Source organism: Leucobacter manosquensis, assembly GCF_018304845.1.
Classification (GTDB): Bacteria; Actinomycetota; Actinomycetes; order Actinomycetales; family Microbacteriaceae; genus Leucobacter; species Leucobacter alluvii.
On sequence record NZ_JAFEVO010000001.1, the window covers coordinates 2,648,216 to 2,673,710 of the forward strand.

The following is a 25,495-nucleotide window of genomic DNA, read 5'->3' on the forward strand; positions in this document are numbered from 1 at the left end:
CGCGATGGGGAGTGCGTGAAGCTGCCGGAGCCGCGCGTGCGCGCGACGGGGCTAGAAGCGCCAGACGGCGGCGGTGAAGCCCTCCGGCGGCGCCGGGGTCCAGTCCTGCTCCTCGGTGACCAGGCCGGAGCCGCCGGGGCTGTTCGACTGGATGATCGTGAAGGTGCCGTCGTCGTTGACCTCGGTGATGAGCACCGTGTGGACGCCGGTCACCCACGACGTGGGGGAAGCGGTGTACTCGTACTGGATGATGTCGCCAGCTTCGGCATCGGCGAGCGACACGCGAGTCGCGCCCGTGTAGTTCGCCACGGGATCGCCGCTTCCGTTCCAGGCGCCGTTGCCTGCCTTGACCCAGCGCTGCGCAGACATGATGCACTCGCCCGGAGCGTTCCACCCGGTGGGGCGGCTGGTGCCGATCTCGCTCTTCGCGAGCTCGATCGCCGCTTCGACGTCGTAACCGTGCGGAACCGTCGCGATCTCTTCTTCGACCTGCAGTACCGACTCGATGGAAGCGCCGGCGAGGGCGTCTTCAGTGGTGTCGAGCTGCTGGGCGACGGTGGTGACGGGCTGTACGGCTGCGGCCGGTGAGGAGAAATCCTCGAGCGGCACATCGGCCGCCGCTGGTGCTGCGCCGACGGCAAAGGTCACTGAGGAAACCAGGCCGACTACGAACGCCTTGGCAGAAACATTCACGCGATAAACTCCGGACTTTCCAACAAAAAGCGCCGGGCGGTGGCCCGTGCGCCTCACCTAGTATGCGTTACCGTTCCGTTACTTTCAAGTTCAGTAGTCAGGTCTCGTACATCTTCAGGTTTCTTTCGGGCGACGAACAGGCGTCTGTGAGGTCTCCGACGCGGTCGACGGCGCCCCCGGTTCGGCGTGCTGACAAGAACCCGCTAGACTGGTGCGCGCTGGCTTCGGCCAGTGAGGAGGATTCGCCTAGCGGCCTATGGCGCACGCCTGGAACGCGTGTTGGGTTCACGCCCTCGGGGGTTCAAATCCCCCATCCTCCGCCATCAGGGCCCGTCGCATTGCGGCGGGCCCTGTCGCGTCTGCCGGCCTGGTGGGGGAGAGCCGCGCCGAGCTCACTCTGAGCTGGCGAGCAGCTGCTCTCGCACGCTTCGGCGCAGCACCTTGCCGATGAGCGAGCGGGGGAGGTCTTCGACATGGAAGAAGCGTCTCGGCACCTTGTACGGGGTGAGGCGCGTGCGGCAGAAGTCCCGCAGGGCCGCCGGTTCCAGCTCCGCACCGTCTCGGAGCACCACGGCGGCGGCGACCTCCTCGCCGCCATCGGGCCTCGGCAGCCCCACGACGGCAGCCGCGACCACGTCCGGGTGCGCCGCGATGGCGCTCTCCACCTCGCTCGGCGAGACGTTGAATCCCCCCGTGATGATGATCTCTTTGAGTCGATCGACGATCGTCACGAACCCGTCGTCAGAAACCTCGGCGATGTCACCCGTTCTGAGCCACCCGTCGGGCAGCAGGGCCTCCGCAGTCTCGATCGGGCGACCCCAGTACCCCTGGAAGACCTGGGGGCCGCGGATGAGCAGTTCTCCGGCTTCGCCCAAGGGAAGGTCGGTCAGGGGATCCTCCGGGTCGACGACGCGGATCTCGGTGCTGGGAAACGGCACGCCGACCGTTCCAGGACGCCGGGTCTTGCCGATCGGATTGCCGAGTGCGACCGGCGAGCTCTCCGTCATCCCGTAGCCCTCGACGAGCAGGCCGCCCGTCGCGTCTTCCCATCGCTCGACCGTCGCGACTGGCAGGCTCATGGCGCCGGAGATGGCGAAGCGCACGCTGGAGAGATCGACGGTTCCGCGAGACGCCGCACGCGCGAGCTGATCGTAGATCGGAGGAACCGCTGGCAGGAACGTGGGGGCGCTCTTGCGCGCCGCCTTCGTCACGAGGTCGACGCTGAAGGTCGGGAACAGGACGAGTTTGGCCCCGATGCTCATCGCGAAGGTCAGGCACAGCGTCATCCCGTAGGCGTGGAAGAGCGGCAGCACTCCGTAGAACGTCTCGGACCCTGCGACGAGCCCCGGCACCCACGCCCGGCCCTGCATCGCGTTGGCCATGAGGTTCGCGTGCGTGAGAATCGCACCCTTCGGGGTCCCGGTGGTGCCGCTCGTGTACTGCAGGAGCGCCGTATCCCGCAGCGCAGGACCCGAGACGCGCTTGGAGAGCCGTCGGTGGTCGAGCAGCGATTTCCACGAGATGAGATCCTTCGCCCGCGGCGCGGCCGTCAGTTTCGCCCGCGATGCGCGCGCCGCCGGAATCGGCAGCCGCAGGAGGAGACGCTGCGCGCGGGGCATGGCGGCGGTCAGGTCAACGCTCACGATGCGTTCGAGCTTGAGATCCGACGGGAACCCGGCGACGGTGTCCACGACCTTGTCCCAGACGATGGCGAACCGGGCGCCGTGATCCTCGAACTGGTGACGCAGCTCGCGCGCCGTGTACAGCGGATTGTGCTCCACGACGATGGCGCCGAGCCGGAGCACGGCGTAGAACGCGACGACATGCTGCGGACAGTTCGGGAGCACGAGCGCTACGCGATCCCCCTTGGTCACGCCGATGCGCCGCAGCCCCTCAGCCGCGCGTTCGACCTGTTCCCCCAATTGCCGGTAGGTCGTCGGAGCACCGAAGAACTCGAGTGCGACATGGGAGGGAAACGCTCGCACACTCGCCGAGAGCATCTCGGGCAGCGATTGCGCCGGTTCATCGATCTCTGCGGGCACACCCTCCGCATACGAGGTGAGCCAGGGGCGAGAAGAAGCGTACGGGGAGGCGACCATGGTTCTATCCTGCCGTCTCGCCGGTCGCCCCGGCAGAATATTCCGCGTCGAACTCGAAGGAGCGGTGCGGAGCAGATCGCGCCACTATAGGGCAGCCGACGCCAGTTCGCGACCCCGATGACGACGCGCGCCGGCCGTCATTCACTGGAGAGGAACGTCCGCATCTTCGAGCCGACACGGGAAGAGCACCTGATGAACACGGATCACACCTCACGCACCGCGAGCGCGCATCGGCGCCCGCAGACCGACGCCAGGAAGGCAGCACCGGACCCGGAGGATTCGCGGAAGCCCGATGGGCCGACGGATCTGCAGAAGCGGTCATGGGTGTACGTTCTGCGCAAAACACTCCGCGAATTCGGAGCGGACCAGTGCACCGATATCGCGGCGAGCCTCACGTACTACGCCGTACTCGCGCTCTTCCCCGCGCTCATCGCGATCTTCTCGCTGCTGGGCGTCTTCGGGCAGGGCCCTGCCGCGACGGATGCGATTCTGGGCATCGTCGGCGAAGTCGCTCCCGGGGGGACGGCAGATGTGGTGCGCGGGCCCATCGAGCAGTTCGCCACTTCGCCAGCTGCCGGTTTCGCCCTGGTGAGCGGCCTCGTCGTCGCCATCTGGTCGGCTTCCGGCTACGTGACGGCTTTCAGCCGTGCGATGAACCGGATCTACGAAATCGAGGAGGGACGACCGTTCTGGAAGCTCAAGCCGGCCCAGCTGCTCGTCACGATCATCTCGCTCGTGCTCATCGTGATCGCAGCGGTCATGCTCGTGGTCTCGGGGCCGGTCGCCGACGCGGTCGGCTCGGCGCTCGGCATCGGCGAGACTGCGACGATGGTGTGGTCGATCGCGAAGTGGCCCGTGCTCGCCGTGGTGTTCGCGCTGATCCTGGCGATCCTCTACTACGCCACTCCGAACGCCAAGCAGCCCAAGTTCCGCTGGATGAGCATGGGAGCCTTCCTCGCGCTCATCCTCCTCGCGATCGCGACTGCCGCGTTCGGCTTCTACGTCGCGAACTTCTCCAACTACGACAAGACCTACGGTTCGCTCGCGGGCGTCATCATCTTCCTCCTGTGGCTCTGGATCGCGAACAACGCCATTCTCTTCGGAGCCGAATTCGACGCCGAACTGGAGCGCGGCCGTGAACTGCAGGCCGGCATGCCCGCGGAAGAACGCATCCAACTCCCTCCGCGGGATACCCGCAAGAGCGACAAGGCCGCGAAGAAGGAGCAGAAGGACATCTACGAAGGGCGGGAGATCCGCGAGCGCAACGAGAGCTGACGGGCACCGCGGGCGGAGGGCCGGTCGCGGCAGCGCATAGCGCACGCACTGGCACGGCGCCAAGCCCTGTTCGTGCACCTCTCGCTCGGCCAAGCTGAGAAGACTTGAGATAGGAGAGCCATGTCCGCCACCGTCGACACATCATCCGCACTGCTCGCATTTCACGCGCGGGGGCCGCTGAGCGAATCGCTGCTCCGCAGCCTCGCCGGGGCGGAGGCGACCGCAGGTGCTCCGGAGGCGGCGCGGCGCGCGGTCGAGGAGAGTGCGGACATCACGCACGATGATGACATTCAGCTCGCGCTCTTCCTGCTCTACGCCTGCCACTACGGGTCCATCGACGGCATCTCCGCCGACTGCGAGTGGGACACCGCGCTCATCGAGGCGCGAGCGGTGCTGGAGGCGGCATTCGAATCGGAGCTGCGCGCACGCATCTCGCTTCCCGAGATTCCGACCCCGCAGGCGCGAGCCGTCGCGAAGGCTCTCTTCGATCTGACGTCGGCAGACGCCGGGCCCAGCCTGTCGCGGTACTTCGCCAAACGGGCGACGCAGGAGCAGGCCGAAGAGTTCCTGATGCAGAAGTCGATCTACACGCTCCGCGAAGCCGATCCGCATTCCTGGGCGATTCCGCGCCTGCGCGGGGGAGCGAAGGCGGCGCTCGTCGAGATTCAGGCGGACGAGTACGGGAGCGGCCGGCCGGACCGAGTCCACGCCACGATCTATGCGAAGACGATGCGCGAGGCGGGGCTCGACGACGCCTACGGGCGATACGTCGACGTCGTTCCCGCCATCACCTTCGCCTCGCACAACATGATGTCTATGTTCGGGCTCAACCGCAGGCTGGTCGGGGCGATCGTCGGGCACCTCGCCGCGTTCGAAATGACCTCCGCCATCCCGAATCGGCTGTACGGCGACGGATTCCGGCGCCTCGGATACGGCGAGGAAGTGACTGACTACTTCGACGAGCACGTCGAAGCCGACGCGGTGCACGAGCAGATCGCCGGGCGCGACATGGCCGGCGCGCTCGCCGAGGATCGACCCGAGCTCCTGCCGGACATCATGTTCGGAGCGGTGGCGTGTCTCACCGTCGACGGTTGGATGGGAGAGCACATGCTCGCCGCGTGGACTGAGGGGCGTTCGTCGCTCCGAGAGGCGACGGCCGCATGACTCCCGAGGAACCGTCGATCACTCCCTACCCCGACGGTCCGCTGATCGTGCGCGGGGCGATCAACCTGCGGACGTCGGACGGAGCGCCGATTCCGCAGAAGCGACGAACCATCGCGCTCTGCAGGTGCGGCCTCTCGACGATCAAACCGTTCTGCGATGGGACCCACCGGCTCTCCGGATTCCGCACGGACGACTAATGGCGGCATGATGGGCGACCGAGAAGCGGCTGAGTACGTCATCCCGCTGCGCTGGCGCGCGGATGACGAGCTCGCCGAGATGACGCCGTACCTGCGACAACTCGCCACATGGATCGACGTCACCGTCGTCGACGGGTCGGACGAGGAGCGGTTCTCGGCGCATGCTGACGCCTGGCGGGGTATCGTGCGGCACCTTCCGGTGACCGGCTCCGGCGCGGGCAACGGCAAGGTGCACGGGGTGCTCGCGGGAGTCGCAGCCGCGCGCCACGAGCGCGTCATCCTCGCGGACGACGATGTGCGGTACGACCGCCCCGCGCTGGCCGCCGTGATCCGCGCCCTGGGCGCCGCCGATCTCGTCAAACCGCAGAACTACTTCACCCCGGCCCCTTGGCACGCGAGGTGGGATACGGGCCGCAGCCTGCTCAATCGCGCGCTGGGTGAAGACTACCCGGGCACGTACGGGCTGCGACGGTCCACGTTCACCGCCATGGGCGGGTACGATCCCGAAGTGCTGTTCGAGAACTTGGAACTCGAACGCACCGTCCGCGCGCACGGGGGACGGGTCGCGCACCGACCCGGGATCTACGTCGCGCGGCGCCCGCCCTCGGCGCGCCACTTCCGGTCTCAGCGCGTGCGCCAGGCGTACGACAGCTGGGCTCAGCCCGCGCGTCTCCTCGCCGAAGCAGCGATCCTCCCGGTCGTGCTCTGGTGCCTGCGCAAGCGCGCACGCGCCATCGCCCTGCTCGGTGCGCTGCTGCTCGTCGCAGAGCGCGGTCGGCGGCGCAGCAACGGTCGCAGGGTCTTCCCGCGGAGCGCGCCCTGGTGGGCGCCGCTGTGGATGATCGAACGGGGCGTCACGATCTGGATCGCCCTCGCACTGCGCCTGCGCGGAGGCGTGCGTTACGGAGACGCGCGGCTCAGCCGTGCTGCTCACTCGCAGGCTCAGCTGCGCCGCCGAGCCGAGACAGGCGATCGATCGCGGTACGCAGGGTCCGCTCGTCCTTGACGAAGGTGAAGCGCACCCACGACGAGAGCGCAGAAGCCGTCTCCGACCCTGCGCGGCAGAACGCGGAGATCGGCACGCACGCCACGCCGATCGCACCGGGCAGCATGCGCGCGAACGCCGCACCATCGGGTGCGGCATCGCTCAGGAACGGTGTCGCGTCGGCGCACACGAAGTACGTGCCGCCTGGGACCACGAGATCGAAGCCGGCCGCGCGCAGGCCCGAGACGAGCAGGTCACGGCGATCCGCCAAGGAGTCGCGCAGCTCGAGGATGTCGTCGTCGCCTGCGGCAAGGGCTCGTGCGATCGCGGGCTGGAACGGAGCTCCGCCCGAGTAGGTGAGAAACTGCTTCACCGCGGTGATCGCCTCGATGAGCGGCGCGGGGCCGACGGCCCATCCGATCTTCCAACCGGTGAGCGAGAACGTCTTGCCGGAGGACGAGATCGTGATGGTTCGGTCGGCCATGCCGGGAAGCGCCGCGAGCGCATGATGCCGGGCTCCGTCGAACGTGAGGTGCTCGTAGACCTCATCGGTCAGCACGAGAGCGTCGACGCGTTGCGCGACGTCGGCGATGAGGCCGAGCTCGTCGGCGCTCAGCACGGTGCCGGTGGGATTGTGCGGAGTGTTGATCACGATCACGCGAGTGCGGTCTCCCACGGCGTCGGCGAGGGCGGCGCGGTCTACTCGGAACGCGCCGTCCATGTGCCGGAGCGGCACCGTCACATGCGTCGCACCCGACATGGCGATGAGTGCGGCGTAGGCGTCGTAGAAGGGCTCGAGCGTCACGACCTCATCACCGGGACCGGTGAATGCGAGCAGCGCCGCGGCCAGGGCTTCCGTCGCGCCAGCCGTCACCAGCACCTCGGTCGACGGGTCGACGGCGATGCCGGTGTGGCGGAGACGGTGCTGCGCGATCGATTCGCGCAGGGCTGGGATCCCGCGCCCAGGCGGGTACTGATTCTCTCCCTGCAGGATCGCCTCCGCCGCGATCCGACGGATCCATTCGGGGCCGTCGGCGTCTGGAAACCCCTGCCCGAGATTCGCGGAATCCGTCGCCAGCGCCAGTGCGGTCATCTCCGCGAAGATGGTCGGCCGGGTCGAGCCGTCGTCGGCCGCCAGGCCCGCCGCTGCCGCCACGGACCGCCATCGCTCAGTCATTCCGACAGTCTAAGCGAGCACTCACCTGACTCGCGGCGGGCTGCCAGCGTCACGACCTAGGCTCGCCCCATGCCCGCACCCGACGCACACCGAGCCGCGCCCGACGGGCGCTCGCGTCGTCGCTGGGATCGCATCGCGCGTGGCTCGTCGCGCGTTCGCGCCGTCATCAAACGGCGTCGGTGGCTCGACACGCTCTACCGCGTCGCCCTGACCGCGGTGGGTGCGCTCATCGTCGGCATCGGGCTGATCCTGGTGCCGCTGCCCGGGCCGGGCTGGCTCATCGTCTTCTTCGGACTCGCCATACTCGGCACCGAGTTCCACTGGGCGCGCCGGCTGCTCGTATGGGCGCGCATGGCCCTCGCTCGCTTCGCCGAGCGCTGGCGAGCACGGCGCTCGCGCCGTGCTGCTCTCGGCACCTGAGCCGCTGACCGCCCGGGAGCGGCGCGCGATCACGGCTGCAGCTCAGCGCGGATATGACAACGGCGCCCCGGCTTCGCAGAAGCTGACCGGGGCGCCGTCGACGGAGGAACGCTGCGCTACTTGATGAGCGGAACGTTGAAGATGAATCCGGGCTGCTCGCCGCGGCGGAAGCCCTCGCTCGCCTTCACAGCGGCGATGATGTGGAACACGAACAGCACGACCGAGCCGATGCCGAGCAGGAAGCCGAAGATCAGCCCCAGGTATGGGATGAGACCGAGGATCCACGTGGCGAGGCCGACGCCGACGCGCAGCAGCGAGAAGTTCAGGTTGTCGCGCTGGTAAGCGTAGAGACGCTGATCGCCCTTGTCCTTGTCGACGAGGAAGAAGATCAGCGCGGGAATCCACGAGAAGAAGACCGACAGCCAGTAGTTGAGCACGACGTTGCTGGCCGGATCGGCGACCGGCTGAGCGTAGCCGGCGGGCGGCTGCTGGTAGCCGCCCGGAGGCGGAGGCGTCTGGCCCGGCGCGCCGTACTGCGGCGGCTGCTGGGGCTGCTGCGGCTGCTGCGCGTTCGGTGCCTGGTACTGCGGCGCCTGGTACTGCGGCGCCTGCGGCGGGACCGGAGGCGTGGCCGGCGCCTGGTACTGCGGCGACTGGAACTGCGGCGCCGTCGAAGGCGTCTCGGGAGCACTCGGGGGCGATTGGGGCGTCGCCGGAGGCGCGGGAGGAGCCGGTGGCGTGGTCGGTGCGGGATCGCCTGAAACGGGTGCGGCAGACTCTCGGCCGGGCTGATCCTCTGGGGGCAACGTAGTCATGTTCGGTCTCCTTCAAGACGTAGGATGCGTTTCCGAGGCTACCGCAGGTGGCTCACGACGCGGTAGCGCGTTGCAGCGCGCGACGGGGCGGCGCCGCACGGCAGCAGCGGTCACGGCCCTGCGCCGTGCGGTGAATCCGCGCGGTGCGGCTCAGAAAGCGTCGGGGCTCGGTGCCGCCGTGTGGAGGATCGCGACGTCAGCGTGACGGTCGAAGCGGTATCCGGTGCCGCGCACCGTGCGCACGATGTCCTGGTACTGCGCCAGCTTCACCCGGAGACGGCGGATGTGCACGTCGATGGTGCGCTCGCTGGGCACCTCTTCGTCGGTGCCCTCGCTCCACAGCGCGGAGATGAGCTCCTCGCGGCTGATCGTGCGCCCCTCGCGCAGCACGAGGTACTGCAGCAGTTCGAACTCCCGGAACGTGAGCGCGGCAGTGACGTTGTCGAGCAGGACGCGCTTCCGCGACAGATCGAGGATCACGCCGCTCGCAGCGTGATCCTGCTCTTCCGCTTCGTGCTGCTTCTGACGGGCGACAGCTGCGGGGTCGCCGAGCGCGAGGCGCACGACGTCGACGTCACGACCGCCGGTCTGCTCCGGGGCGAGGGCGACGGCTGCGTAGGTTTCGGCCGCCGGAGCGAGTTCGGCGACGAGCTGCTTGATGCGGGTGACGATGGCGCCGAGCTTCGGGTCGCCGTCGGCGATCTTGTCGTCGGCGAGGCCGACGTAGAGTGCGAAACCGCGCACCTCGGTGCCTTCGGGAACGCGGCGCTCTGAGGTCTGCTGCGGCGAGAGATCTGCGGCGAGGTCGGGGCGAGCGGCGCGGAGGGTCTGGGTGGTGGCGTTCATGATGATGTCCTTCGAGGCTGTCGAATGCGGTTCGGCGCAGCGGTGCGCGGAACACGGAGGCCGGTGACCGGCCAGTGGTGCGGGCGAAGCGGGCGGCGCTTCCGAGGAGTCTCAGTGGAAGCGGCGACCCGAGATCGCGGCGACGGGAAGATGTCGCGGGGTGGACGTACTGCTAGAACACGTTCACATGCACATTCGACAACGCATGACACTCTGCCCGGCCATCATCATGCCGGGGTTCCCAAAGTTCACCTCGAAGGCGGACTGGGGACGAATGGTCTCATGCATAACCGCAAGTTAAGCAAAGCATTGCTCCGAGTGTCAAGCGGAAGCTGCGGATGCAGCAGAACTGAGCGGTCGCGCGGCCGGGTCAGTGGTCGGCGGTGCCGTACAGGCGGTCGCCGGCGTCGCCCAGGCCGGGGACGATGTACGCGTGCTCGTCCAAGCCGTCGTCGAGCGCTCCGAGCACCAGCGTCACCTCGCGGTCGCCCGCTGCCTGCTTGATCGCCTCGACGCCCTCAGGGGTGCCGAGCACGCAGATCGCCGTCACATCGTCGGCGCCGCGGTCGAACAGGAACTTGATCGCTGCCGCCAGTGATCCTCCTGTCGCGAGCATCGGGTCGAGCACGAAGCACTGACGCCCGGCGAGCGAATCGGGCAGCCGCTCGGCGTACGTCGTGGGCTGCAGCGTCTCTTCGTCGCGTGCCATGCCGAGGAATCCGACTTCGGCTGTGGGGACGAGCTTCACCATGCCCTCGAGCATTCCGAGCCCGGCGCGCAGAATCGGGACGATGAGCGGCAACGGCTCGCTGAGCTTCACGCCCGTCGTGGGCGCGACCGGCGTCTCGATCGCGTGCGGTTCGACGCGCACCTCGCGCGTGGCCTCATAGGCGAGGAGCGTCATCAGCTCCTCGATGAGGAGCCGGAACGTCGGCTGGGAGGTCTTCGTGTCACGCAACACGGTGAGCTTGTGGGTGATGAGGGGATGATCCGCAACGAAGACTCGCATGGACCTATTCTATTGGCGTGACCCCCATCCCCCCATCGCGCGCCGAGTTCGAGTCGATGGGACTCGCGCTCCACCAGGCGCGCGAGGCATTCGAGGCGGGCGAGATTCCTGTCGGAGCGCTCGTGCTCGATGCCGACGGGGTCGTCATCGGTGCGGGCGGGAACGCCCGCGAGTCGGTGCCGGATCCGACGGGCCATGCCGAGGTGCTCGCCATTCGCGAGGCGGCAGCTGCGCGTGGAAGTCGCATGCTCGACGGCTGCACGCTCGTCGTGACGCTGGAGCCCTGCGTCATGTGCGCCGGCACGATCCTCGCTGCGCGCATCGAGCGCGTCGTGATCGGAACGTGGGACGAGAAGGCCGGTGCTGTCGGCAGTGTCTACGATCTGCTGCGCGACGGGCGACTGCCGCACGCGGTGCCGGAGGTGGTGGGAGGGGTGCGCGCCGACGAGTGCGCCGCGCTGCTCCGCGCCTTCTTCGAGCACCGCCGCTAGCGGCGCGCACCTTCTGCGAGCGGGGTCACTGTTGGTGCGTGTCGCGCGCCCGACACGCACCAACAGTGACCCCGCTCCGGCGGCAGTGGGCGGGGTGCCCCGCCGGGGCGCCCCGCACCTCACGGCCAGCGGGGTCACTTTGGGAGGGTGTCGGCGCGGTCGCGCGGCGCAACACTCTCCCAAAGTGACCCGCGTGGCGGTGGCGGAGGCGGAGGCTCAGTAGGAGGCGGAGGCGCCGAGCCGCCCCGGGCCCCGTCAGACGCGGGGCGCGACCGTGACCGGTTCGGCGGCGAATGACACGACGACGCGGTCTCCTGCGCGGAACGACTCGTCGGCCGCGTGCTGCGACGCCAGTTCGGTGCCGTCGTCGAGCTGCACGACGGTACGGCGAATGGGCCCGAGGAACCCGCTCGACAGGACGACCCCGCTCAGCGGCGTGGCGAAGGATCCCGGAGTCTCTGCCGCGAGCCGCACGTGCTCGGGGCGCACATACGCCACCACTCGGGCGCCGGCCACGCCGGTCGTACCGGTTCCCGCCGGAGCGATCGTCGGGAGCCGGGCGCCGCGGATGTTGACGAGCTCCCGTTCCTGCGTCGCCTCGAGCTGGTTGGAGAGCCCGACGAAGTCGGCGACGAAGGGCGACGCCGGCCGGCGGTAGAGGTCTTCGGGGGTGCCGAGCTGCGCGATCCTGCCGCCCTCCATCACCGCGACCCGGTCGGAGATGGCGAGCGCCTCCTCCTGATCGTGCGTGACGAATACGGTCGTGATGCCGAGGTCCGTCTGGATCATGCGGATCTGCTCGCGGAGCCGCACCCGCACCTTGGCGTCGAGCGCCGAGAGCGGCTCATCGAGCAGGAGTGCCCGTGGGCGAGTGACGAGCGCGCGCGCCAGGGCGACGCGCTGCTGCTGCCCGCCGGAGAGCTCGTGCGGGAAGCGCTCCGCGAGGTGGGTCAGCCCGACGATCTCGAGCATCTCGCCGATGCGTGCGACGCGCTCGGCCTTCGGCACTTTGCGCATGCCGAGCCCGAACTCGACGTTGCGCGCCACAGTCAGGTGGGGGAAGAGCGAGTACTGCTGGAAGACCATGCCGATGTCGCGTCGGTTCACTGGCACGCCGGTCACGTCGTCGTCGCCGATGCGCACGTGCCCGGACGTCACGTCTTCGAGGCCCGCGATGCAGCGCAGCGCCGTCGTCTTCCCGCAGCCCGACGGGCCGAGCAGGCAGACGAGTTCGCCGGGTTCGAGCGCCAGGTCGATGCCGTGCAGCACGGTGGTCGCCCCGTACGCCTTGGTCACCTGTTCGAGGCGCACGGCGGCGCCCGATCGGGTCTGGGTCATCGTGCCGTTCATGAGGAGGACTCCTGGGAAGTGTTCGAGCGGGAACCGCGTCGCGTGCGACGGCGCGGAGCGCCCCCGGTGCTGCTGACGAGGAGAAGAACGAGGAAGGCGCCGACCAGCGAGAGCAACGATACCGCGACGGCTTCGAACGGGTCCGACTTCGAGATCTGCAGCAGCGCCGTTTGGAGCGTGACGCGGTTGAGCAGTGAAGACACGGTGAACTCGCCGAGCACGATCGCGATGGTGAGGAGCGATGCCCCGAGCAGCCCGCGCCGCACTCCGGGCGTGACGATCCGCACGAGAACGGTGCCCCATCCGGCACCCAGCGACCGGGCGGCCTCGGCGCGGGTGCGGGCGTCCATGCCCTGCAGGTCCGAGTTGATCGCTCGGTAGGCGAAGGGCAGGACGAGCACGCCGTAGGCGAGCGAGAGGGTCCACGCTCCGGAGCCGACGACGGAGCCGAGTGCGCGGTAGATCGGCGCGAACCCGACGACGAGCACGATGGCGGGGATCGCGATGGGCAGCACGGTGAGGAGGTCGAGCGCTCGTTCGAGTCGGGGAAACCGCAGGTGCACGAGCACGACGGTCGGGAAGAACACGCCGAGCACGATCACGAGAGTGAGGGCGGCGAGGAGGAAGGAGTTGCCGAGGCCCTGGAACAGCGGCCGGTACGCGCGGGCGTTATTGGGGTCGAAGAGCGCGAGCCAGTGGCCGGGGCCGTACCCGCCGGTGGTCTGCCGCAGCGTGAACTCGAGCATTGCGAAGAGCGGAATGAGGAAGACGAGTCCGATGACGCCGACGACGGCGTAGGCGACGCCTCGTGACGGGCGACCGGGCATGCGCGTGCTCATCGCTGCCACCGCCCCGCACGGGCCATGAGTCTGCCGTAGGCGAGCATCACGACGGTCATCACGACGATCATGCCGAGCGCGAGTACGCCGGCAGTCGCGGAGTTCGATCCGCCGGTCTCACCGATCAGTGCCGCGCGGATCTGCAACGGGACGATCTGCGCGCCCTGGCTGATGAGTGCGGCCGCCGTGGCATACGACGAGAACGCGTTCGCGAAGAGCAGGAGCAGCGAGCCGAGGAACGCGGGGGCGAGTACGGGCAGGCCGATCCGCCACCAGTAGCTGAAGCTGTTGCCGCCGAGCGTCGCGACCGCTTCAGCCCACCCGGGCTGCAGGGCGGCGACGGCTGGCAGGAAGGTGATGACCATCAGCGGCACCTGGAAGTAGAGGTAGGGGAGGATCAGCCCGGGCAGTTCGTACAGCCAGACCCCTTCGGCGTAGATGTCGACGCCGAGGCGATCGCGGAGGGTGACTGTGACGAGCCCCTGGATGCCGATCGTCGCCACGAAGGCGAAGGCGAGCATGACGCCGCCGAACTGAGCCAGCACGGAGCTCGCAGCATCGATGACGCGTCGGAGCGGTCCGTTCTCCGGGAGCCCGGCGAGCGCCCAGCAGAGGATCGCTCCGATCAGGGCGCCGACCACGGCGGTGATGCAGCTGACGCCGACGCTCGCGCCGAAAGCGCTGAGTGTCGCCGGCGCGGTGAGCACCTGAAGGTTTGCGAGGGTGAATCCCCGATCATCGGTGAAGCCGCTGCCCACGGCGAGCATCGTGGGTACGGCGAGGAACAGCAGGATGTAGACGGTGAAGGGGGCGAGCCCGATCAGCGAGATGAGGCGTTTCACGTGGGCTCCGGGCGGTCGGCCGAACTGAGATGACGATGGTGCAGACGCACGCGTGCGGTGGGGGCTGATCGCGCCCCCACCGCACGGATCCGGGACTACTTGATGGCGTCGGCCCAGCGCTCCCCGAGGAGCGTGTTGGCGGCGGCCGTGTCGTCTTCGGTCGGGGTGATCCAGTCGTCGCTGCTCGTGCCGAACGTGGCGGCCTCGAGGAGCGACTCGTCGACGGAACCGGCCTGCTGCAGCGCGTCGGCCCGCACCGGAACCGCATTCGCCTCGAGGTACAGGCTCTGCACCTCGTCGGAGAAGATCCACTCCTGCCACAGCCGGGCGGCAGCGGGGTTGGGGGCGTCCTTGTTGATGGCCTCGTTGTAGAAGGAGACGTACGCTGGCCCTTCGAGCACGGTGGTCTTCCAGCTGGGCTTGTCAGCGGCGGCCGCGATGTTGTTGAACGACCAGTCGAAGACCAGCGGCGTCTCGCCCGAGGCGATGGTCGCCGGCGTCGGGTCGACGGTCAGCAGGTTGCCCGCGTCCCGCAGCTCGGAGACGAAGTCGATGCCGGGGCCGAAGTCGTCGACGCCTCCGCCGTTCAGCGCGGAGATCGAGCCGACGGCGGCGAACGCCGCACCGGCCTGCGTCGGGTCGCCGTTGAGCACGACGGATCCCTGGTAACCCGCATCCAGCAGATCGTCGAGCGCCTTCGGCTCGGCGAGCGCGTCGGCGTCGTAGCCGATCGACATGATCCCCGAGTAGTTGTTCACCCAGAGGCCGGTCGACTCCTTGTTGCCTGCGGGAATGTCGTCCCAGGTCTCCACCTGATAGGGCGCGAACTTGTCGAGGTTGTCGAGCGCCACCGCGGTGCCGAGGTCGAAGACGTCGGGCGCCGTGTCCTGCCCCTGCAGGTTCTCCGCGGCCTGGATCTCCTCGGCGCTCGATGCATCGGGCGACGCCGAGTTGACGGTGATGCCGTACTTGTCTTCGAAGCCGGTGATGATCTTGCCGTAGTTGGCCCAGGTCTCTGGCAGCGCGATGACGTTGAGCTCGCCCTCCTCCTGCGCCGCGGCCACGAGTGCATCCATGCCGCCGAAGTCTTCGGCGCTGGTGGCGGTGGCTGCGTCGGTCGATGAGCTCGATCCGCCTTCGGCGTTGCTCGCCGTGGAGCAGGCGGCGAGCGAGCCGCCGATGAGGAGGGCGGTGATCACGGCGGCGGAGCGCACAATAGCGCGAGAGGTCACGGGTGTTCCTTCCAACAGATGGGGTTCGGATCGCCGGGAGGCGCGTGCGGACTCGCCCGTGAGGGGAGGCCGATCCGAGACCCCACGCTAGAAGTGCGCGGTGGCCGGGACGGAGCTACGCGATGGCTGCTGGGTGAACGGTGCGTGCACCCGATGCAGCACGAGCGCGGATCGGGCGATCAGTCGCTCGACAGCATGACGATCGAGCTCGTCGACAGTGTGGCGGCATCGGGGTCGAGGTAGACGTCGGGTTCGATGTAGATGACGCGTGCGGCGGGGACGGCCTCGCGCACGCGTCGCTCGGCGAGGTTGATGATGACCGAGACTTCGTTCATGGTCTTCGTCGGGGCGATGTCGACCTTCGCGCCGACCATGAACTCGTCGGGGCCGAGATAGAGGGTCTTCATGTGGATGATGCGAATGATGTCCTGCGACTTGAGGAGCGCCGCCTCGATCTTGGCGACGTCGTCGTCGTTCGCGCCCTCGCCGACCAGCAGGCTCTTGACCTCGATGCCGAGCACGATGGCGACGGCCACGAGCAGCACGCCGATCGCGACGGTTGCGATGCCGTCGAAGAGCCCGTTGCCGGTGAGTACCGTGAGGCCGACGCCGATGAACGCGAACACCAGACCGAGCAGTGCGGCGAGGTCTTCGAGCAGCACGACGGGCAGCTCCGGCGCCTTGGATCGGCGGATGAACTGGAACCAGCTCGAAGTCCCCTTGTGCGGCCGGCTCTCCCGCACCGCGGTGCGCAGCGAGAAGCTCTCGAGCACGATGGCGATGAGGAGCACGGCGAGCGGGAGCCACCACACCTCGAGCGCGTGGGGGTGCTGAATCTTCGACACGCCCTCGTAGACGGAGAAGACGCCGCCGATCGAGAAGAGCACGATCGCGACGACGAAGGCGTAGACGTATCTGACGCGACCGTAGCCGAACGGGTGCTCCTTATCGGCCTTCTGCTGCGCTCGCTTGCCTCCGACGAGCAGCAGTACCTGGTTTCCCGAGTCGGCGAGCGAGTGCACGCCCTCTGCGAGCATCGAGGAGGAGCCCGAGAACGCCCACGCGATGAACTTCGTCACCGCGATTCCCAAGTTGGCGAGTAACGCCGCGATGATCGCCTTGCTGCCGCCTGACGCGCTCATTCCAGATGCCTCCCATGATGGACCTCGAGTGTCCGAATTGCTGGCCCAAGTCTATGCCGGACCCCGCGTCGGGGCGGTATGGAAACGGACAAGGTCAGCGTCTCATTCTGTCGGAGGTGCTCCATACACTGGGGGCATGGACGAATCGACAGCTCCCCGTACCACTGCCCGCCTGCCTCGCACCGCGATGATCGGTGTCGGTTCGATGGGAGGCGCGATTCTCGAGGGCCTGCGCGCACCCGACGTCGACATCGAGCGCCCGATCACGGTGACCACCAAGTCGGAGGCGAGCGCTGCGGCGTTCGCCGGGGCGAGCGACGTGACGGCGCTCTCGTCGGAGCGCGATTCGGATGCGAACCGGCGGGCCGTGCGCGGCGCGGAGATCGTCGTGCTGGGCGTCAAGCCGTGGATGATGCGCGATGTCGTGCGCGAGATCGCCGGCGACCTCGAGCCGGGCGCCGTCGTCGTGAGCGTGGCCGCCGGCGTGCCGAACTCGGCGATCGAGGCCGAGCTGCCGGCGGGCGTTCCGGTGGTGCGGGCGATGCCGAACACGCCGTCGACGATCGGACTCGGGGCGACGGGCATCGCGGGCGGCGCGTTGGCCACTGAGGAGCACATCGCGCTCGTGCAGCGGATGTTCGCGACCGTGGGCGAGGCGCTGATCGTGCGCGAGGACCAGATCAACGCGGTCGCTGCGGTGTCCGGCTCGGGGCCCGCGTACCTGTTCCTCTATGCCGAGGAGATGACGGCGGCGGCCGAGCGAGCAGGGTTCGATGAGGATCAGGCCCGCACGCTCGTCAAGCAGACCATCGTGGGCGCGGCTCAGCTCTGGGCGCACAGCGACGAGAGCCCCGAGACGCTGCGTCGCAACGTCACGAGCCCCAAGGGCACGACGGAGCAGGCGATCATCGAACTGCAGCGAGGAGGCTGGGCCGAGCTCTTCGATCGCGCGCTCGCGGCGAACGTGCGCCGCTCGGAGGAGATCGAACGGGGGGAGTGAGGGGCGATCACGAGTAACGAGGCGCGGCCGCATCAGCGATCCTGGTGGTGGGTGAGGAAGCAGCGGAGTGCTTCCTGGGGCTCGACGAGGGCGATTCGGTGCTGCGGGCGCTGCAGGTAGAACCGCAGGATCGCCGCGACCGTCACGGGGTCAGAGCCCATCGCCTGTGCTGAGATGATGCTCCGGTAGCCGGTTTGCTCCAGGATGACGAGGTGCACCTTGCTCGTGTTTTTCACTTGGACGTCCCGGATCTCATCCCAACGCGGGTTTCGCAGGGCGCCCGGACCCGCGAATGTGAGACCCCGCTCGTCGAGCAGAATCCCAGGCGGCAGCCGCACATATCGGGCAAGTTGCGCCAGACCATACAGGCTGACGGGAATCAGTGTCAGTGCCACCCATGCGAGTCTCGGGAAGTCGCCCACACTGCCGCCATCGACGATGAAAAAGTTCAACGCATATGCGGCGTTGGCGATGCTCAGGCCCAACCCGTTGAGGAGTAGGACGGCCCCGATGGACTGCTTCAACCGCTGCGAATAGCCGATCCACAGACCGGCGGCGCGCGTGAAGTAGCGGATCCGTTGCGGCCGGGCGGCCACCCGATGTGTGGCCCAGAGCAAGACGAGCACGATTGCTGAATTCGCGATGAAGTACGGTGCCACGGTGAACTGCCAGCTCTTGGGGTCGCCAAGGAGGCACGCCGCGAAGTAGAGCCCGATCATGACGAAGGAGATTGCCGCGAAGAACTGTTTCGCACCTGTCGCTCCACCGCCGGCAATGACCTGAGCATCAGTGCCGATAGAGGGAAACAGCAGAACGCGCGAAGCGCCCCGAGGATGACGCCTGTTCATCGGACCATAGGCGGGCGGAAGTTCGGATCGAACCGCTCCGCGAGCCGATATTCGTCGTGCAGGCCGGCATCGATGGCCTCTCTCGTACGGAGCGGAACCCAGGCTTCCCACGTAGCCTTCGACACGGCACTCCCTGCTGCGGAGCCCCCGACCGAGCCGCCCATGGCGAGAAACGGCGCTGCCGGTGGAAACGCGGCACCCAACGCTGCACCACCCAACCCAACGACCCACCCGCCGACGGCACCACCCGCCACCCCGACGCCGACCTCGGAGGGCGAAGCGCCGTTTGCGAGCTCCACTGCGGCGCCGATGACACCCGTCGCGGAGCCCCCGACGCGCAGCAGCACCTTGCCCGGTTCGAGTCGGTCGATGTGCTTCTCCACCTCCTCGAGCGCCGTTCGATTCCCAGGCTTGTCGAACTCGTCAACGCGTGCTTGCCGGCGCGGGTCGTTCGACCGTTTGTCCTTCTGGTGCTCCTCATACGCTTCTTCGAATGCTCGCTGGCGCTCGTAGAAGTCGTCGAGGCGCTCGCCGACCCGCTTTTCCGCGTCCTCCAAGAGCGCCTCGAGAATCTCGAAACCGTTGAGATCGAAGTGCTTGAGCACCACATCGAGCCCGCCGACGGTCTGCAGCTTCCCGATGAGCGGAATGATGTTGGTGTGGATCCAATCCGTCGTATCAGCGGCCCACATCGCGACGAGCCTGTTGATCTCGAGGAACATCTCGATCAATTTGGCGTACTCCCGCTGGGACCTCGGGTCCGGGGTGAGGCATTCTCCAGTCGGAGCGAACTCCACCGGCGACTCCGGGGCTCTGATGAAACGCTTCCCGACGACGGTCATTCCGGCAGCTGCGGCGGAATCCGCGTAGTCCGCGAATGTGTTCCTGCCTCGGGAGATCCGCTCGGCGAAGGCCGAGAACACCTCCGCGGCTTCGCGCGCGTACTGGGAGACCGGCTCGGAGGCGAGGCGCATCTTCGCAGCGGCGCCCTGAAAACCGATGACGCTGTCCCCATGCCACGAGTACTGGATGTCGCTCTCCAATCGGGCAAGTCCATCCATCAGCTCGTCGATGCCCGCTGCTGCTGCGGTCATCCAATCCACGACGCTGTAGATGGATCGCGTGTCCCCAGGTATGTGCAGATCGATGGCGGGCATCATGAGAACGACAGGCCTTCCATTCGCGTGAAGACGTCAGCCGCGTGCTCATCACCGGCCAGGAGGTCATCGGCTACGTCAAGACCGACCTCGGTGAGCGCTTTCACCGCGATCTGCACCTTCTCCGCGAGTTCGTTGATCGCCACGACGATCACGCCGAGTTCTGCGGAAGCCTCGCCCGCGTCAGCAGCGGGGGGTGCCGCGGAAATCGCCGAACGCAGTTGATCGCCCCTGCTCTCCAGCTTCGTGAAGAGCGAGACCATCACATCTCTGTCGATGGAGATCTCAGTCATGCCAGTCGTCCGCCCACGAGCAGTGCCTGGGGGATCTCACGATCGAACGCGACGAGGTCGAAGGGCTGCTCAGCCTGCAGCTGATCGAGAGAGATCAACTCGACAACGGACCAGGCCTGCGACAGACCGCAGGAATCGGCGAGCCTGTCCAGTGCGGTGAACGCGAGGAGAGCGACGCGATTGTCGGTGGTTCGCAACCGCTCAGCCACCCGCGCACCGTCGGGAAGCTCGCGAACGGGCAGGTACAGCATCGGCGGAATCACTCGTTGCGGATCTCGACGCGCGATGCCAGGAGCTTTGGCGCTGGAAGCTCTTGCCCAAGCGCCGCGCAACCCACGGGTATCGTTCTGGGGGATGTCAAACATTTCTCACTCCGGCGATTCGTGAACTGAAAACCACCCCCGGGGGAGAACGTACCCCGTTAGCCGCTTGAGTGCCAACACGCCTGGCGCAGCGGTGCGAGCGGCGCCCGCAGCCCTACCCGATCGCGGCGAACCGCTCCACGTCTGCGGCGGTGCCGCTCACGATGATCAGGTCGTGACGCGAGACGATCGTGTCCTGCGTCGCGTGGGTGAAGGGCTGCCCCGGCGTCTTCACGCCGACGACGGTGACGCGATAGCGCGTGCGCACGCCGCTGTCGCTGAGGGAGCGATTGCGGATGGACCGCGGCGGGTACATCTTCGCGATGACGTAGTTGTCGTCGAACTGGATGAAGTCGAGCATGCTGCCACTCAACAAGTGCGCGACCCGCTCGCCGGCCTCGCGCTCCGGGTAGATGACGTGGTGCACGCCGATGCGCTCCAGGATCTTGCCGTGCGACAGCGAGATCGCCTTCGCCCAGATCTGCGGGACGCCGAGATCGACGAGGTTCGCCGCGATCAGCACGCTCGACTCGATCGAAGCGCCCGTGGCGACGACCGCGATCTGGAACTCGTCCGCGCCGATCTGCCTGAGCGCCTCCATGGAGCGGGCGTCGGCCTGCACCGCGTGCGTGACGCGGTCGGCCCACTTCTGCACCAGGCCGGGGTCGGTGTCGACGACCAGCACTTCGCGATCCTGACGATCGAGCTGCCCGGCGGTGGCAGCGCCGAAGCGCCCGAGACCGATGACGATCACCGGGGCATCACTGCGAATATCAACCAACGATCGGCCTTTCTTCAGGGAGGCGGAACATGCGTGAGCGGCTCGTCGCTGCGACAGCCGCCGCCAGCGTAACGGTTCCCACGCGGCCTGCCCACATGGTAGCCGCAAGAATGTACTTGCCCGGGTCATCGATCTCACTGGAGAGGCCCGTCGAGAGGCCGCAGGTGCCGAACGCCGAGATCACCTCGAACAGCACGATGTCGAGCGGTTCTCGAGTGAGGTGCATGATCGCGACGGAGGCCGCGAGCACGATGGTCGCGCCCCAGATGAGCACGGAGACTGCCACGCGCAGCACTTCGTTGGGGATGCGCCGATCGAAGGCCTGCATGTCCTTGTACCCGCGCGCTTCGGCATAGGCCGCGAGGAACAGTACGGCGATCGTCGTGACCTTGATGCCGCCGGCCGTGGAGGCAGATCCGCCTCCGACGAACATCAGCATGTCCATCACCAGCAGCGTCGATCCGTTCATGTCGGACGGGTCCATGACTCCGAGCCCGCCCGAGCGCGTCATCACCGACATGTAGACCGAGCTGAAGAGCGTGTCGCCGAGCCCCTGCGAGCCCAGGGTGCGGGTGTTGTTGAATTCGAGCCCCGCGATCGCGATCCACCCGAAGACGACGAAGAGGAGCGTCGTCGTCAGCGTGAGCTTCGCATGCAGCCCGAGCCGCTTGTGCGCCCGCCAGCCCCCGCCCACCACATAGCGGTAGAGGGCGAAGATGACGGGGAAGCCGATGCTGCCGAGAAAGACGCCGACGGCGAGCACGCTGAGGAGATAGGTATCGGTCGCGAACGGTTCGAGACCGCCTGGAAGCGGCACGAACCCCGTGTTCGTGAAAGCGGATGCGGCGAGGTAGAACCCGTTCCACAACGCGTGCCAGAAGGTGTACCCCTCTGCGATGAGGCGCGGGGTGATGAACGCGGTGAGCGCGAGCTCGATCACGACGAGACTCGTCGCGACCGCGGCCAGGAGGCCGCCGATCTCGCCGAGGCCGACGGCCTGGCTCTCGGACACGTCCCGCCCCATGCGCATCGGGTTCGTGTCTCCGGCGGCCAGCAGGCGCGAGCGCAGCCCCAACCGACGAGTGACGGTGAGGCCGAGGATGCTCGCCAGCGTGAGGACGCCGATGCCGCCGATCTGCAGGCCGCCGAGGATGAGCAGCTCGCCGAAGAGCGACCAGTGCGTCGCCATATCCACGGTGGAGAGCCCGGTGACGCAGATGGCCGATACCGCGGTGAAGAGGGCGTCGGCGAGCGGGGTCACCTCGCGCGTGCTGCTCGCGATCGGAAGCGAGAGGAGCGCCGTCCAGACCAGGATCAACCCGGTGAACACCAGAAGCGCCACACGTGCAGGCGATGAATGGATCAGGCTTCCGATCCACGACTTCAGCGAGAGCGCTCCGGTGAACCGGGCGCTCGCAGCGCGTGTCCTCACGACTCCTGCTTTCGGGGCGATGGTGAGAGTCGAAGCATGACGCGGCCTCGACTCGATGCTGTCATGGTACACATCCCGGAGTCCTCATGAGCGCGACACGTGTGCATGGCGCTCGCCGGCCGGGACAGATCCGGGCTCCTCCCACTACTCTGGTGCCTATGCCAGATATCTTCGGAGTCATCGCCGACGCGACCCGGCGCGACATTCTGCAGGCGCTGCTCGAGAAGCATGTGCAGCAGGCCGAGATGAGTGTGTCTGAAATCGTGGGCAGGCTCGAGATCAGTCAGCCCACCGTGTCGAAGCATCTCAAAGTGCTGCGCGAGGCCGAACTCGTGGTCGTGCGCGAAGAAGGGCAGCACCGGTTCTACTCGCTCGACCCCGAGCCGCTCGAGATGGTGGAGGACTTCGTGATCCCCTTCCTCTCGGCAGGGTTCGAGACGGAAGTGACGGTGGAGTACCTGTCGGAGAGCGGTGAGCGCGTGCACGGGCCCGGTGAGCACGATGAGTTCGACGAGGTGCTGCCCGAAGAAGCGACCGCGGCAGCAGAGCGGATCGGCCGGGCTGCGGCGCGTGCAGAGCACCGGGTGAAAGAACTCGTCGCGCGATTCAAACTGCGCGGCTGAGCGGCTCGAGGCGGCCGCTCGCACCGCTCGGTTCGCATCTGCGGCCGACGCCAGGTAAGATCTATGTTTTATGGGCCCCGACTCCCAGCGGCCCGAGAGACGTTGTGAGGTTAATGTGGGTTCAGTAATCAAGAAGCGTCGTAAGCGCATGTCAAAGAAGAAGCACCGCAAGCTGCTTCGCAAGACGCGTCACCAGCGTCGCAACAAGAAGTAGTCGACGCCGTCAGAAGACGGCCGATCGATGAAAGGCGCCGCCCATCCCGGGTCGGCGCCTTTCTCGTGCCCGGAATGTCAGACCGTTCTGGGTGCGCGTAGACTCGACGCATCATGTCTGCCGTACGCCTGACCCTCATCGGCAAGCCGGGCTGTCACCTGTGCGACGACGCTCGATTGGTCGTCGAGGAGGTGCGCGAGCGGCTCGATGCAGCCGGCGTCGCGACGACGCTCGACGAGCACGACATCACTCGTGACGCGGCCCTCGCCGAGCTGCACGCCGAGCACATCCCGGTGGTGCAGATCGACGGGCGACGTCACGCGATCTGGCGCGTCGATCCGGATCGCCTCGCCGCCGCCGTGACGAAGGCCGCCCGCAATCCGCTGCGTGCGCTGCGTCGCCGATAGCCCCGTATCCCCGACCGTACGTTCGCAACCCGAGGAGTCCCCATGGCACTGCGCCACATCGTCAGCTGGAAGTTCGCCGGAGAGACCCGGGAGGAGCGCGACGCGCACGCGGCTCGGGCCATCGCCGCCATCGAGCCGCTCCGAGATCTCGTGCCCTCGGTGCGCGCGCTCTCCGTGCATCGCAATGAGCTGTTCGACGGAGCGAACTACGACGTGACGCTCATCGCCGACTTCGACGATGAGGCGGGGCTCGCCGAGTACGCGTCGCACCCCGAGCACCTGCCGGTGATCGACCTGGTGAAGGGCATCGCCACCGCCAGGGCCGCCAGCGACTTCACGATCTGAGCGTCGCCGGCACGTCCGCGTGCGTTCCGCCGACACCCGGTCCTCGAGCCGACGCCGTGTCGGAGCGCCGAGAACCGGTCGGAGTGCCGAGGCTCTATCCTGCGTACGAGATCTCGGGAGGGGCCGGGTGCGCGGGCAGGGAGTCGGCGTCGGCCGGGTACGAGTCTCCCTCGTACGCGACGTAGCCGCGCTGAATCTCGATCTGGTCGGCCAGGTACTTCGCGTCGTGCCAGACGCCCCAGATGAAGCTCGACCCGCGGCGCGACTGCCACGGTATGCCGAGGAAGTAGACGCCGGGCTCGACGGACACCCCGCGCTGCTGCACCGGTCGACCGCGCTCGTCGAACGCATCGACCTCGAGCCAGGAGTAGTCGACGGTGAAGCCGGTCGCCCACACAATCGAGGTGATCCCCGCAGCGGCGAGGTCGAGTTCGAGAATGGGATTCGCGACGCACTCCGGAGTGGGCCCGAACGCGCGCGCCTCAGGCTCCTCCGGCAGGTCGAGTCCGTTGCGCTCGATGTACGCGTCCGCCTCGTCGAGCAGCGACAGGTAGTTGTCGTCGCCGCGCGCGATGTTCGCGGCGAGATCGGTGCCGAAGCGCAGCACGCCGTCTGAGAAGGCGTTCGCGCGGCCGACGAGCGTGATCCCCGAATCGGAGAGCTCGCGGAAGTCGATCGTGCGGCCTCCGTTCGCTCCGCTCACCGCGATCGTCACGTGCTCGGCGCCCTGCGGCGGTGCCGAGGCCTCCCACTTGCCGAGCACGCCCAGCCACCAGACGAAGTTGCGGCCGCGGTAGCGCTGAGGCGGACGGTCGTGGGGGCCAACGGCGAGTACGACGTCGCGGCCGGATCGCCGCAGTTCGTCGGCGATCTGCACTCCGGAGGAACCGGCGCCGACGACGAGCACACCGCCGTCCGGCAGCTGCTCCGGGTTGCGGTATCCGCTCGAATGGATCTGATGCACGCCCGCATCGCTTGGCACGAGCGGCGGGATGGACGGATTCTGGAATGCGCCGGTCGCCGCGACGACGTAGCGCGCCCGGATCGGACCGGCCGATGTCTCGGCGATGAAGCCGGGCGCCCCTGAGGCTTTGCGGACGCTCGTCACGTTCACGCCGGTGCGGATCGGCAGCTCGAAGCGCTCCGCGTACTCCTCGAAGTACGCGGCCACGCGCTCCTTCGGGGCGAACGCGTCGGGATCGACGCCGGTGAATTCCAGGCCCGGGAAACGGTCGTGCCAGGCGGGGCCGTTGGCGACGAGCGAGTCCCAGCGCTCTGAGCGCCAGCGTTCGGCGATGCGACGCCGCTCGAGCACGATGTGCGCGATGCCCCGCTGGGACAGGTGTTCACTCATGGCTACTCCGGCCTGGCCGGCGCCGACGACGAGGACTTCGGTGGCCTCGATTTGCTGGCTCGTCATACGTTACTTCTCCACTCGCATCGCTTCGCTGCTGACG

General features: G+C 67.8%; 29 protein-coding genes and 1 tRNA gene. 12 read left to right on the forward strand and 18 right to left on the reverse strand.

Annotated features, from left to right (window positions below; genetic code table 11):
• Positions 1-51: 51 nt before the first annotated feature.
• Positions 52-648, reverse strand: a complete 597-nt coding sequence (locus JSQ98_RS12370) for a CHAP domain-containing protein (protein ID WP_336662708.1) — start codon at positions 646-648, stop codon at positions 52-54.
• A 280-nt stretch (positions 649-928) separates the two neighbouring features.
• On the opposite strand from JSQ98_RS12370, the gene JSQ98_RS12375 reads away from it, so the two are divergent.
• A tRNA-Ser gene (locus JSQ98_RS12375) sits at positions 929-1,016 on the forward strand.
• Between the two features lie 69 nt (positions 1,017-1,085).
• Here JSQ98_RS12375 and JSQ98_RS12380 read toward each other — a convergent pair.
• Entirely contained in the window at positions 1,086-2,792 is a 1,707-nt protein-coding gene (locus JSQ98_RS12380) for a long-chain-fatty-acid--CoA ligase (protein ID WP_211649957.1), read from the reverse strand.
• Between the two features lie 192 nt (positions 2,793-2,984).
• Here JSQ98_RS12380 and JSQ98_RS12385 point away from each other — a divergent pair, with 192 nt between their 5' ends.
• From JSQ98_RS12385 to JSQ98_RS12400, 4 genes are all read left to right on the forward strand, one after another.
• Positions 2,985-4,067, forward strand: coding sequence for a YihY/virulence factor BrkB family protein (locus JSQ98_RS12385; protein ID WP_211649958.1), 1,083 nt, complete (start codon positions 2,985-2,987; stop codon positions 4,065-4,067).
• A 120-nt stretch (positions 4,068-4,187) separates the two neighbouring features.
• Positions 4,188-5,231 carry an iron-containing redox enzyme family protein gene (locus JSQ98_RS12390; protein ID WP_211649959.1) on the forward strand — a complete coding sequence of 348 codons (1,044 nt, stop codon included), beginning with the start codon at positions 4,188-4,190 and terminating at the stop codon, positions 5,229-5,231.
• The gene (locus JSQ98_RS12395) at positions 5,228-5,428 is read left to right on the forward strand and encodes a CDGSH iron-sulfur domain-containing protein (protein ID WP_090146401.1); all 201 of its coding nucleotides are present in this window, start codon (positions 5,228-5,230) and stop codon (positions 5,426-5,428) included. Before JSQ98_RS12390 ends, JSQ98_RS12395 begins: the two co-directional genes overlap by 4 nt.
• A gap of 7 nt (positions 5,429-5,435) precedes the next feature.
• Positions 5,436-6,434, forward strand: coding sequence for a glycosyltransferase family 2 protein (locus tag JSQ98_RS12400; protein WP_249290829.1), 999 nt, complete (start codon positions 5,436-5,438; stop codon positions 6,432-6,434).
• On the opposite strand, the gene JSQ98_RS12405 is transcribed toward JSQ98_RS12400, so the two are convergent.
• Positions 6,346-7,590: an aminotransferase class I/II-fold pyridoxal phosphate-dependent enzyme gene (locus JSQ98_RS12405; protein ID WP_211649961.1), complete on the reverse strand. Its 1,245-nt coding sequence runs from the start codon at positions 7,588-7,590 to the stop codon at positions 6,346-6,348. The genes JSQ98_RS12400 and JSQ98_RS12405 overlap by 89 nt on opposite strands.
• Before the next feature lie 69 nt (positions 7,591-7,659).
• Between JSQ98_RS12405 and JSQ98_RS12410 the strand changes: the two genes are divergently transcribed.
• Positions 7,660-8,010 carry a TIGR02611 family protein gene (locus JSQ98_RS12410; RefSeq protein WP_211649963.1) on the forward strand — a complete coding sequence of 117 codons (351 nt, stop codon included), beginning with the start codon at positions 7,660-7,662 and terminating at the stop codon, positions 8,008-8,010.
• 116 nt (positions 8,011-8,126) lie between these two features.
• Here the strand turns inward: JSQ98_RS12410 and JSQ98_RS12415 are convergent, their stop codons facing one another.
• The 3 genes from JSQ98_RS12415 to upp form a co-directional block, all read right to left on the reverse strand.
• Positions 8,127-8,825 (reverse strand): DUF4870 domain-containing protein, encoded by a 699-nt coding sequence (locus JSQ98_RS12415; protein WP_211649965.1) that lies wholly within the window; start codon positions 8,823-8,825, stop codon positions 8,127-8,129.
• A gap of 150 nt (positions 8,826-8,975) precedes the next feature.
• Positions 8,976-9,671 carry a winged helix-turn-helix domain-containing protein gene (locus tag JSQ98_RS12420; protein ID WP_090146412.1) on the reverse strand — a complete coding sequence of 232 codons (696 nt, stop codon included), beginning with the start codon at positions 9,669-9,671 and terminating at the stop codon, positions 8,976-8,978.
• A gap of 370 nt (positions 9,672-10,041) precedes the next feature.
• A complete protein-coding gene (upp, locus tag JSQ98_RS12425; RefSeq protein WP_090146417.1) occupies positions 10,042-10,680 on the reverse strand; it encodes a uracil phosphoribosyltransferase in 639 nt (212 codons plus the stop codon).
• Positions 10,681-10,736: 56 nt separating this feature from the next.
• Between upp and JSQ98_RS12430 the strand changes: the two genes are divergently transcribed.
• On the forward strand, positions 10,737-11,171 hold the full coding sequence (locus tag JSQ98_RS12430; protein WP_211650541.1) for a nucleoside deaminase: 435 nt from the start codon (positions 10,737-10,739) through the stop codon (positions 11,169-11,171).
• A gap of 255 nt (positions 11,172-11,426) precedes the next feature.
• Here JSQ98_RS12430 and JSQ98_RS12435 read toward each other — a convergent pair whose 3' ends face one another.
• The 5 genes from JSQ98_RS12435 to JSQ98_RS12455 all read right to left on the reverse strand — a co-directional run bounded on the left by JSQ98_RS12435 (position 11,427) and on the right by JSQ98_RS12455 (position 16,576).
• Positions 11,427-12,521 (reverse strand): ABC transporter ATP-binding protein, encoded by a 1,095-nt coding sequence (locus JSQ98_RS12435; protein ID WP_211649967.1) that lies wholly within the window; start codon positions 12,519-12,521, stop codon positions 11,427-11,429.
• The gene (locus tag JSQ98_RS12440; RefSeq protein ID WP_249290830.1) at positions 12,518-13,360 is read right to left on the reverse strand and encodes an ABC transporter permease; all 843 of its coding nucleotides are present in this window, start codon (positions 13,358-13,360) and stop codon (positions 12,518-12,520) included. The genes JSQ98_RS12435 and JSQ98_RS12440 overlap by 4 nt, the downstream gene beginning before the upstream one ends.
• A complete protein-coding gene (locus JSQ98_RS12445; RefSeq protein ID WP_211649968.1) occupies positions 13,357-14,202 on the reverse strand; it encodes an ABC transporter permease in 846 nt (281 codons plus the stop codon). Before JSQ98_RS12445 ends, JSQ98_RS12440 begins: the two co-directional genes overlap by 4 nt.
• Before the next feature lie 95 nt (positions 14,203-14,297).
• Complete coding sequence (locus JSQ98_RS12450; protein WP_211649969.1) at positions 14,298-15,434, reverse strand: ABC transporter substrate-binding protein; 1,137 nt, start codon at positions 15,432-15,434, stop codon at positions 14,298-14,300.
• 179 nt (positions 15,435-15,613) lie between these two features.
• Positions 15,614-16,576: a cation diffusion facilitator family transporter gene (locus JSQ98_RS12455; protein ID WP_200330306.1), complete on the reverse strand. Its 963-nt coding sequence runs from the start codon at positions 16,574-16,576 to the stop codon at positions 15,614-15,616.
• 136 nt (positions 16,577-16,712) lie between these two features.
• Between JSQ98_RS12455 and proC the strand changes: the two genes are divergently transcribed.
• Positions 16,713-17,576, forward strand: a complete 864-nt coding sequence (proC, locus tag JSQ98_RS12460; RefSeq protein ID WP_211649970.1) for a pyrroline-5-carboxylate reductase — start codon at positions 16,713-16,715, stop codon at positions 17,574-17,576.
• Positions 17,577-17,608: 32 nt separating this feature from the next.
• On the opposite strand, the gene JSQ98_RS12465 is transcribed toward proC, so the two are convergent.
• The 6 genes from JSQ98_RS12465 to JSQ98_RS12490 all read right to left on the reverse strand — a co-directional run bounded on the left by JSQ98_RS12465 (position 17,609) and on the right by JSQ98_RS12490 (position 22,383).
• Positions 17,609-18,424 carry a hypothetical protein gene (locus JSQ98_RS12465; protein ID WP_211649971.1) on the reverse strand — a complete coding sequence of 272 codons (816 nt, stop codon included), beginning with the start codon at positions 18,422-18,424 and terminating at the stop codon, positions 17,609-17,611.
• Entirely contained in the window at positions 18,421-19,518 is a 1,098-nt protein-coding gene (locus tag JSQ98_RS12470) for a hypothetical protein (protein ID WP_211649972.1), read from the reverse strand. The genes JSQ98_RS12465 and JSQ98_RS12470 overlap by 4 nt, the downstream gene beginning before the upstream one ends.
• Before the next feature lie 62 nt (positions 19,519-19,580).
• Entirely contained in the window at positions 19,581-19,874 is a 294-nt protein-coding gene (locus JSQ98_RS12475; RefSeq protein ID WP_211649973.1) for a hypothetical protein, read from the reverse strand.
• Positions 19,871-20,125 carry an SAV_915 family protein gene (locus JSQ98_RS12480; protein ID WP_211649974.1) on the reverse strand — a complete coding sequence of 85 codons (255 nt, stop codon included), beginning with the start codon at positions 20,123-20,125 and terminating at the stop codon, positions 19,871-19,873. Before JSQ98_RS12480 ends, JSQ98_RS12475 begins: the two co-directional genes overlap by 4 nt.
• Positions 20,126-20,351: 226 nt before the next feature.
• A complete protein-coding gene (locus tag JSQ98_RS12485; RefSeq protein ID WP_176698264.1) occupies positions 20,352-21,017 on the reverse strand; it encodes a potassium channel family protein in 666 nt (221 codons plus the stop codon).
• Positions 21,010-22,383 (reverse strand): TrkH family potassium uptake protein, encoded by a 1,374-nt coding sequence (locus JSQ98_RS12490; protein ID WP_090147381.1) that lies wholly within the window; start codon positions 22,381-22,383, stop codon positions 21,010-21,012. The genes JSQ98_RS12485 and JSQ98_RS12490 overlap by 8 nt, the downstream gene beginning before the upstream one ends.
• Before the next feature lie 224 nt (positions 22,384-22,607).
• Between JSQ98_RS12490 and JSQ98_RS12495 the strand changes: the two genes are divergently transcribed.
• The 4 genes from JSQ98_RS12495 to JSQ98_RS12510 all read left to right on the forward strand — a co-directional run bounded on the left by JSQ98_RS12495 (position 22,608) and on the right by JSQ98_RS12510 (position 24,038).
• Complete coding sequence (locus JSQ98_RS12495; protein ID WP_090146433.1) at positions 22,608-23,072, forward strand: ArsR/SmtB family transcription factor; 465 nt, start codon at positions 22,608-22,610, stop codon at positions 23,070-23,072.
• Positions 23,073-23,187: 115 nt separating this feature from the next.
• Positions 23,188-23,286 carry a 30S ribosomal protein bS22 gene (locus JSQ98_RS12500; protein WP_005504750.1) on the forward strand — a complete coding sequence of 33 codons (99 nt, stop codon included), beginning with the start codon at positions 23,188-23,190 and terminating at the stop codon, positions 23,284-23,286.
• Between the two features lie 113 nt (positions 23,287-23,399).
• On the forward strand, positions 23,400-23,693 hold the full coding sequence (locus JSQ98_RS12505) for a glutaredoxin family protein (RefSeq protein WP_211649976.1): 294 nt from the start codon (positions 23,400-23,402) through the stop codon (positions 23,691-23,693).
• A gap of 42 nt (positions 23,694-23,735) precedes the next feature.
• Complete coding sequence (locus tag JSQ98_RS12510) at positions 23,736-24,038, forward strand: Dabb family protein (protein WP_090146438.1); 303 nt, start codon at positions 23,736-23,738, stop codon at positions 24,036-24,038.
• A gap of 94 nt (positions 24,039-24,132) precedes the next feature.
• Here JSQ98_RS12510 and JSQ98_RS12515 read toward each other — a convergent pair whose 3' ends face one another.
• Positions 24,133-25,458 carry a flavin-containing monooxygenase gene (locus tag JSQ98_RS12515; RefSeq protein WP_211649978.1) on the reverse strand — a complete coding sequence of 442 codons (1,326 nt, stop codon included), beginning with the start codon at positions 25,456-25,458 and terminating at the stop codon, positions 24,133-24,135.
• Between the last annotated feature and the right edge of the window lie 37 nt (positions 25,459-25,495).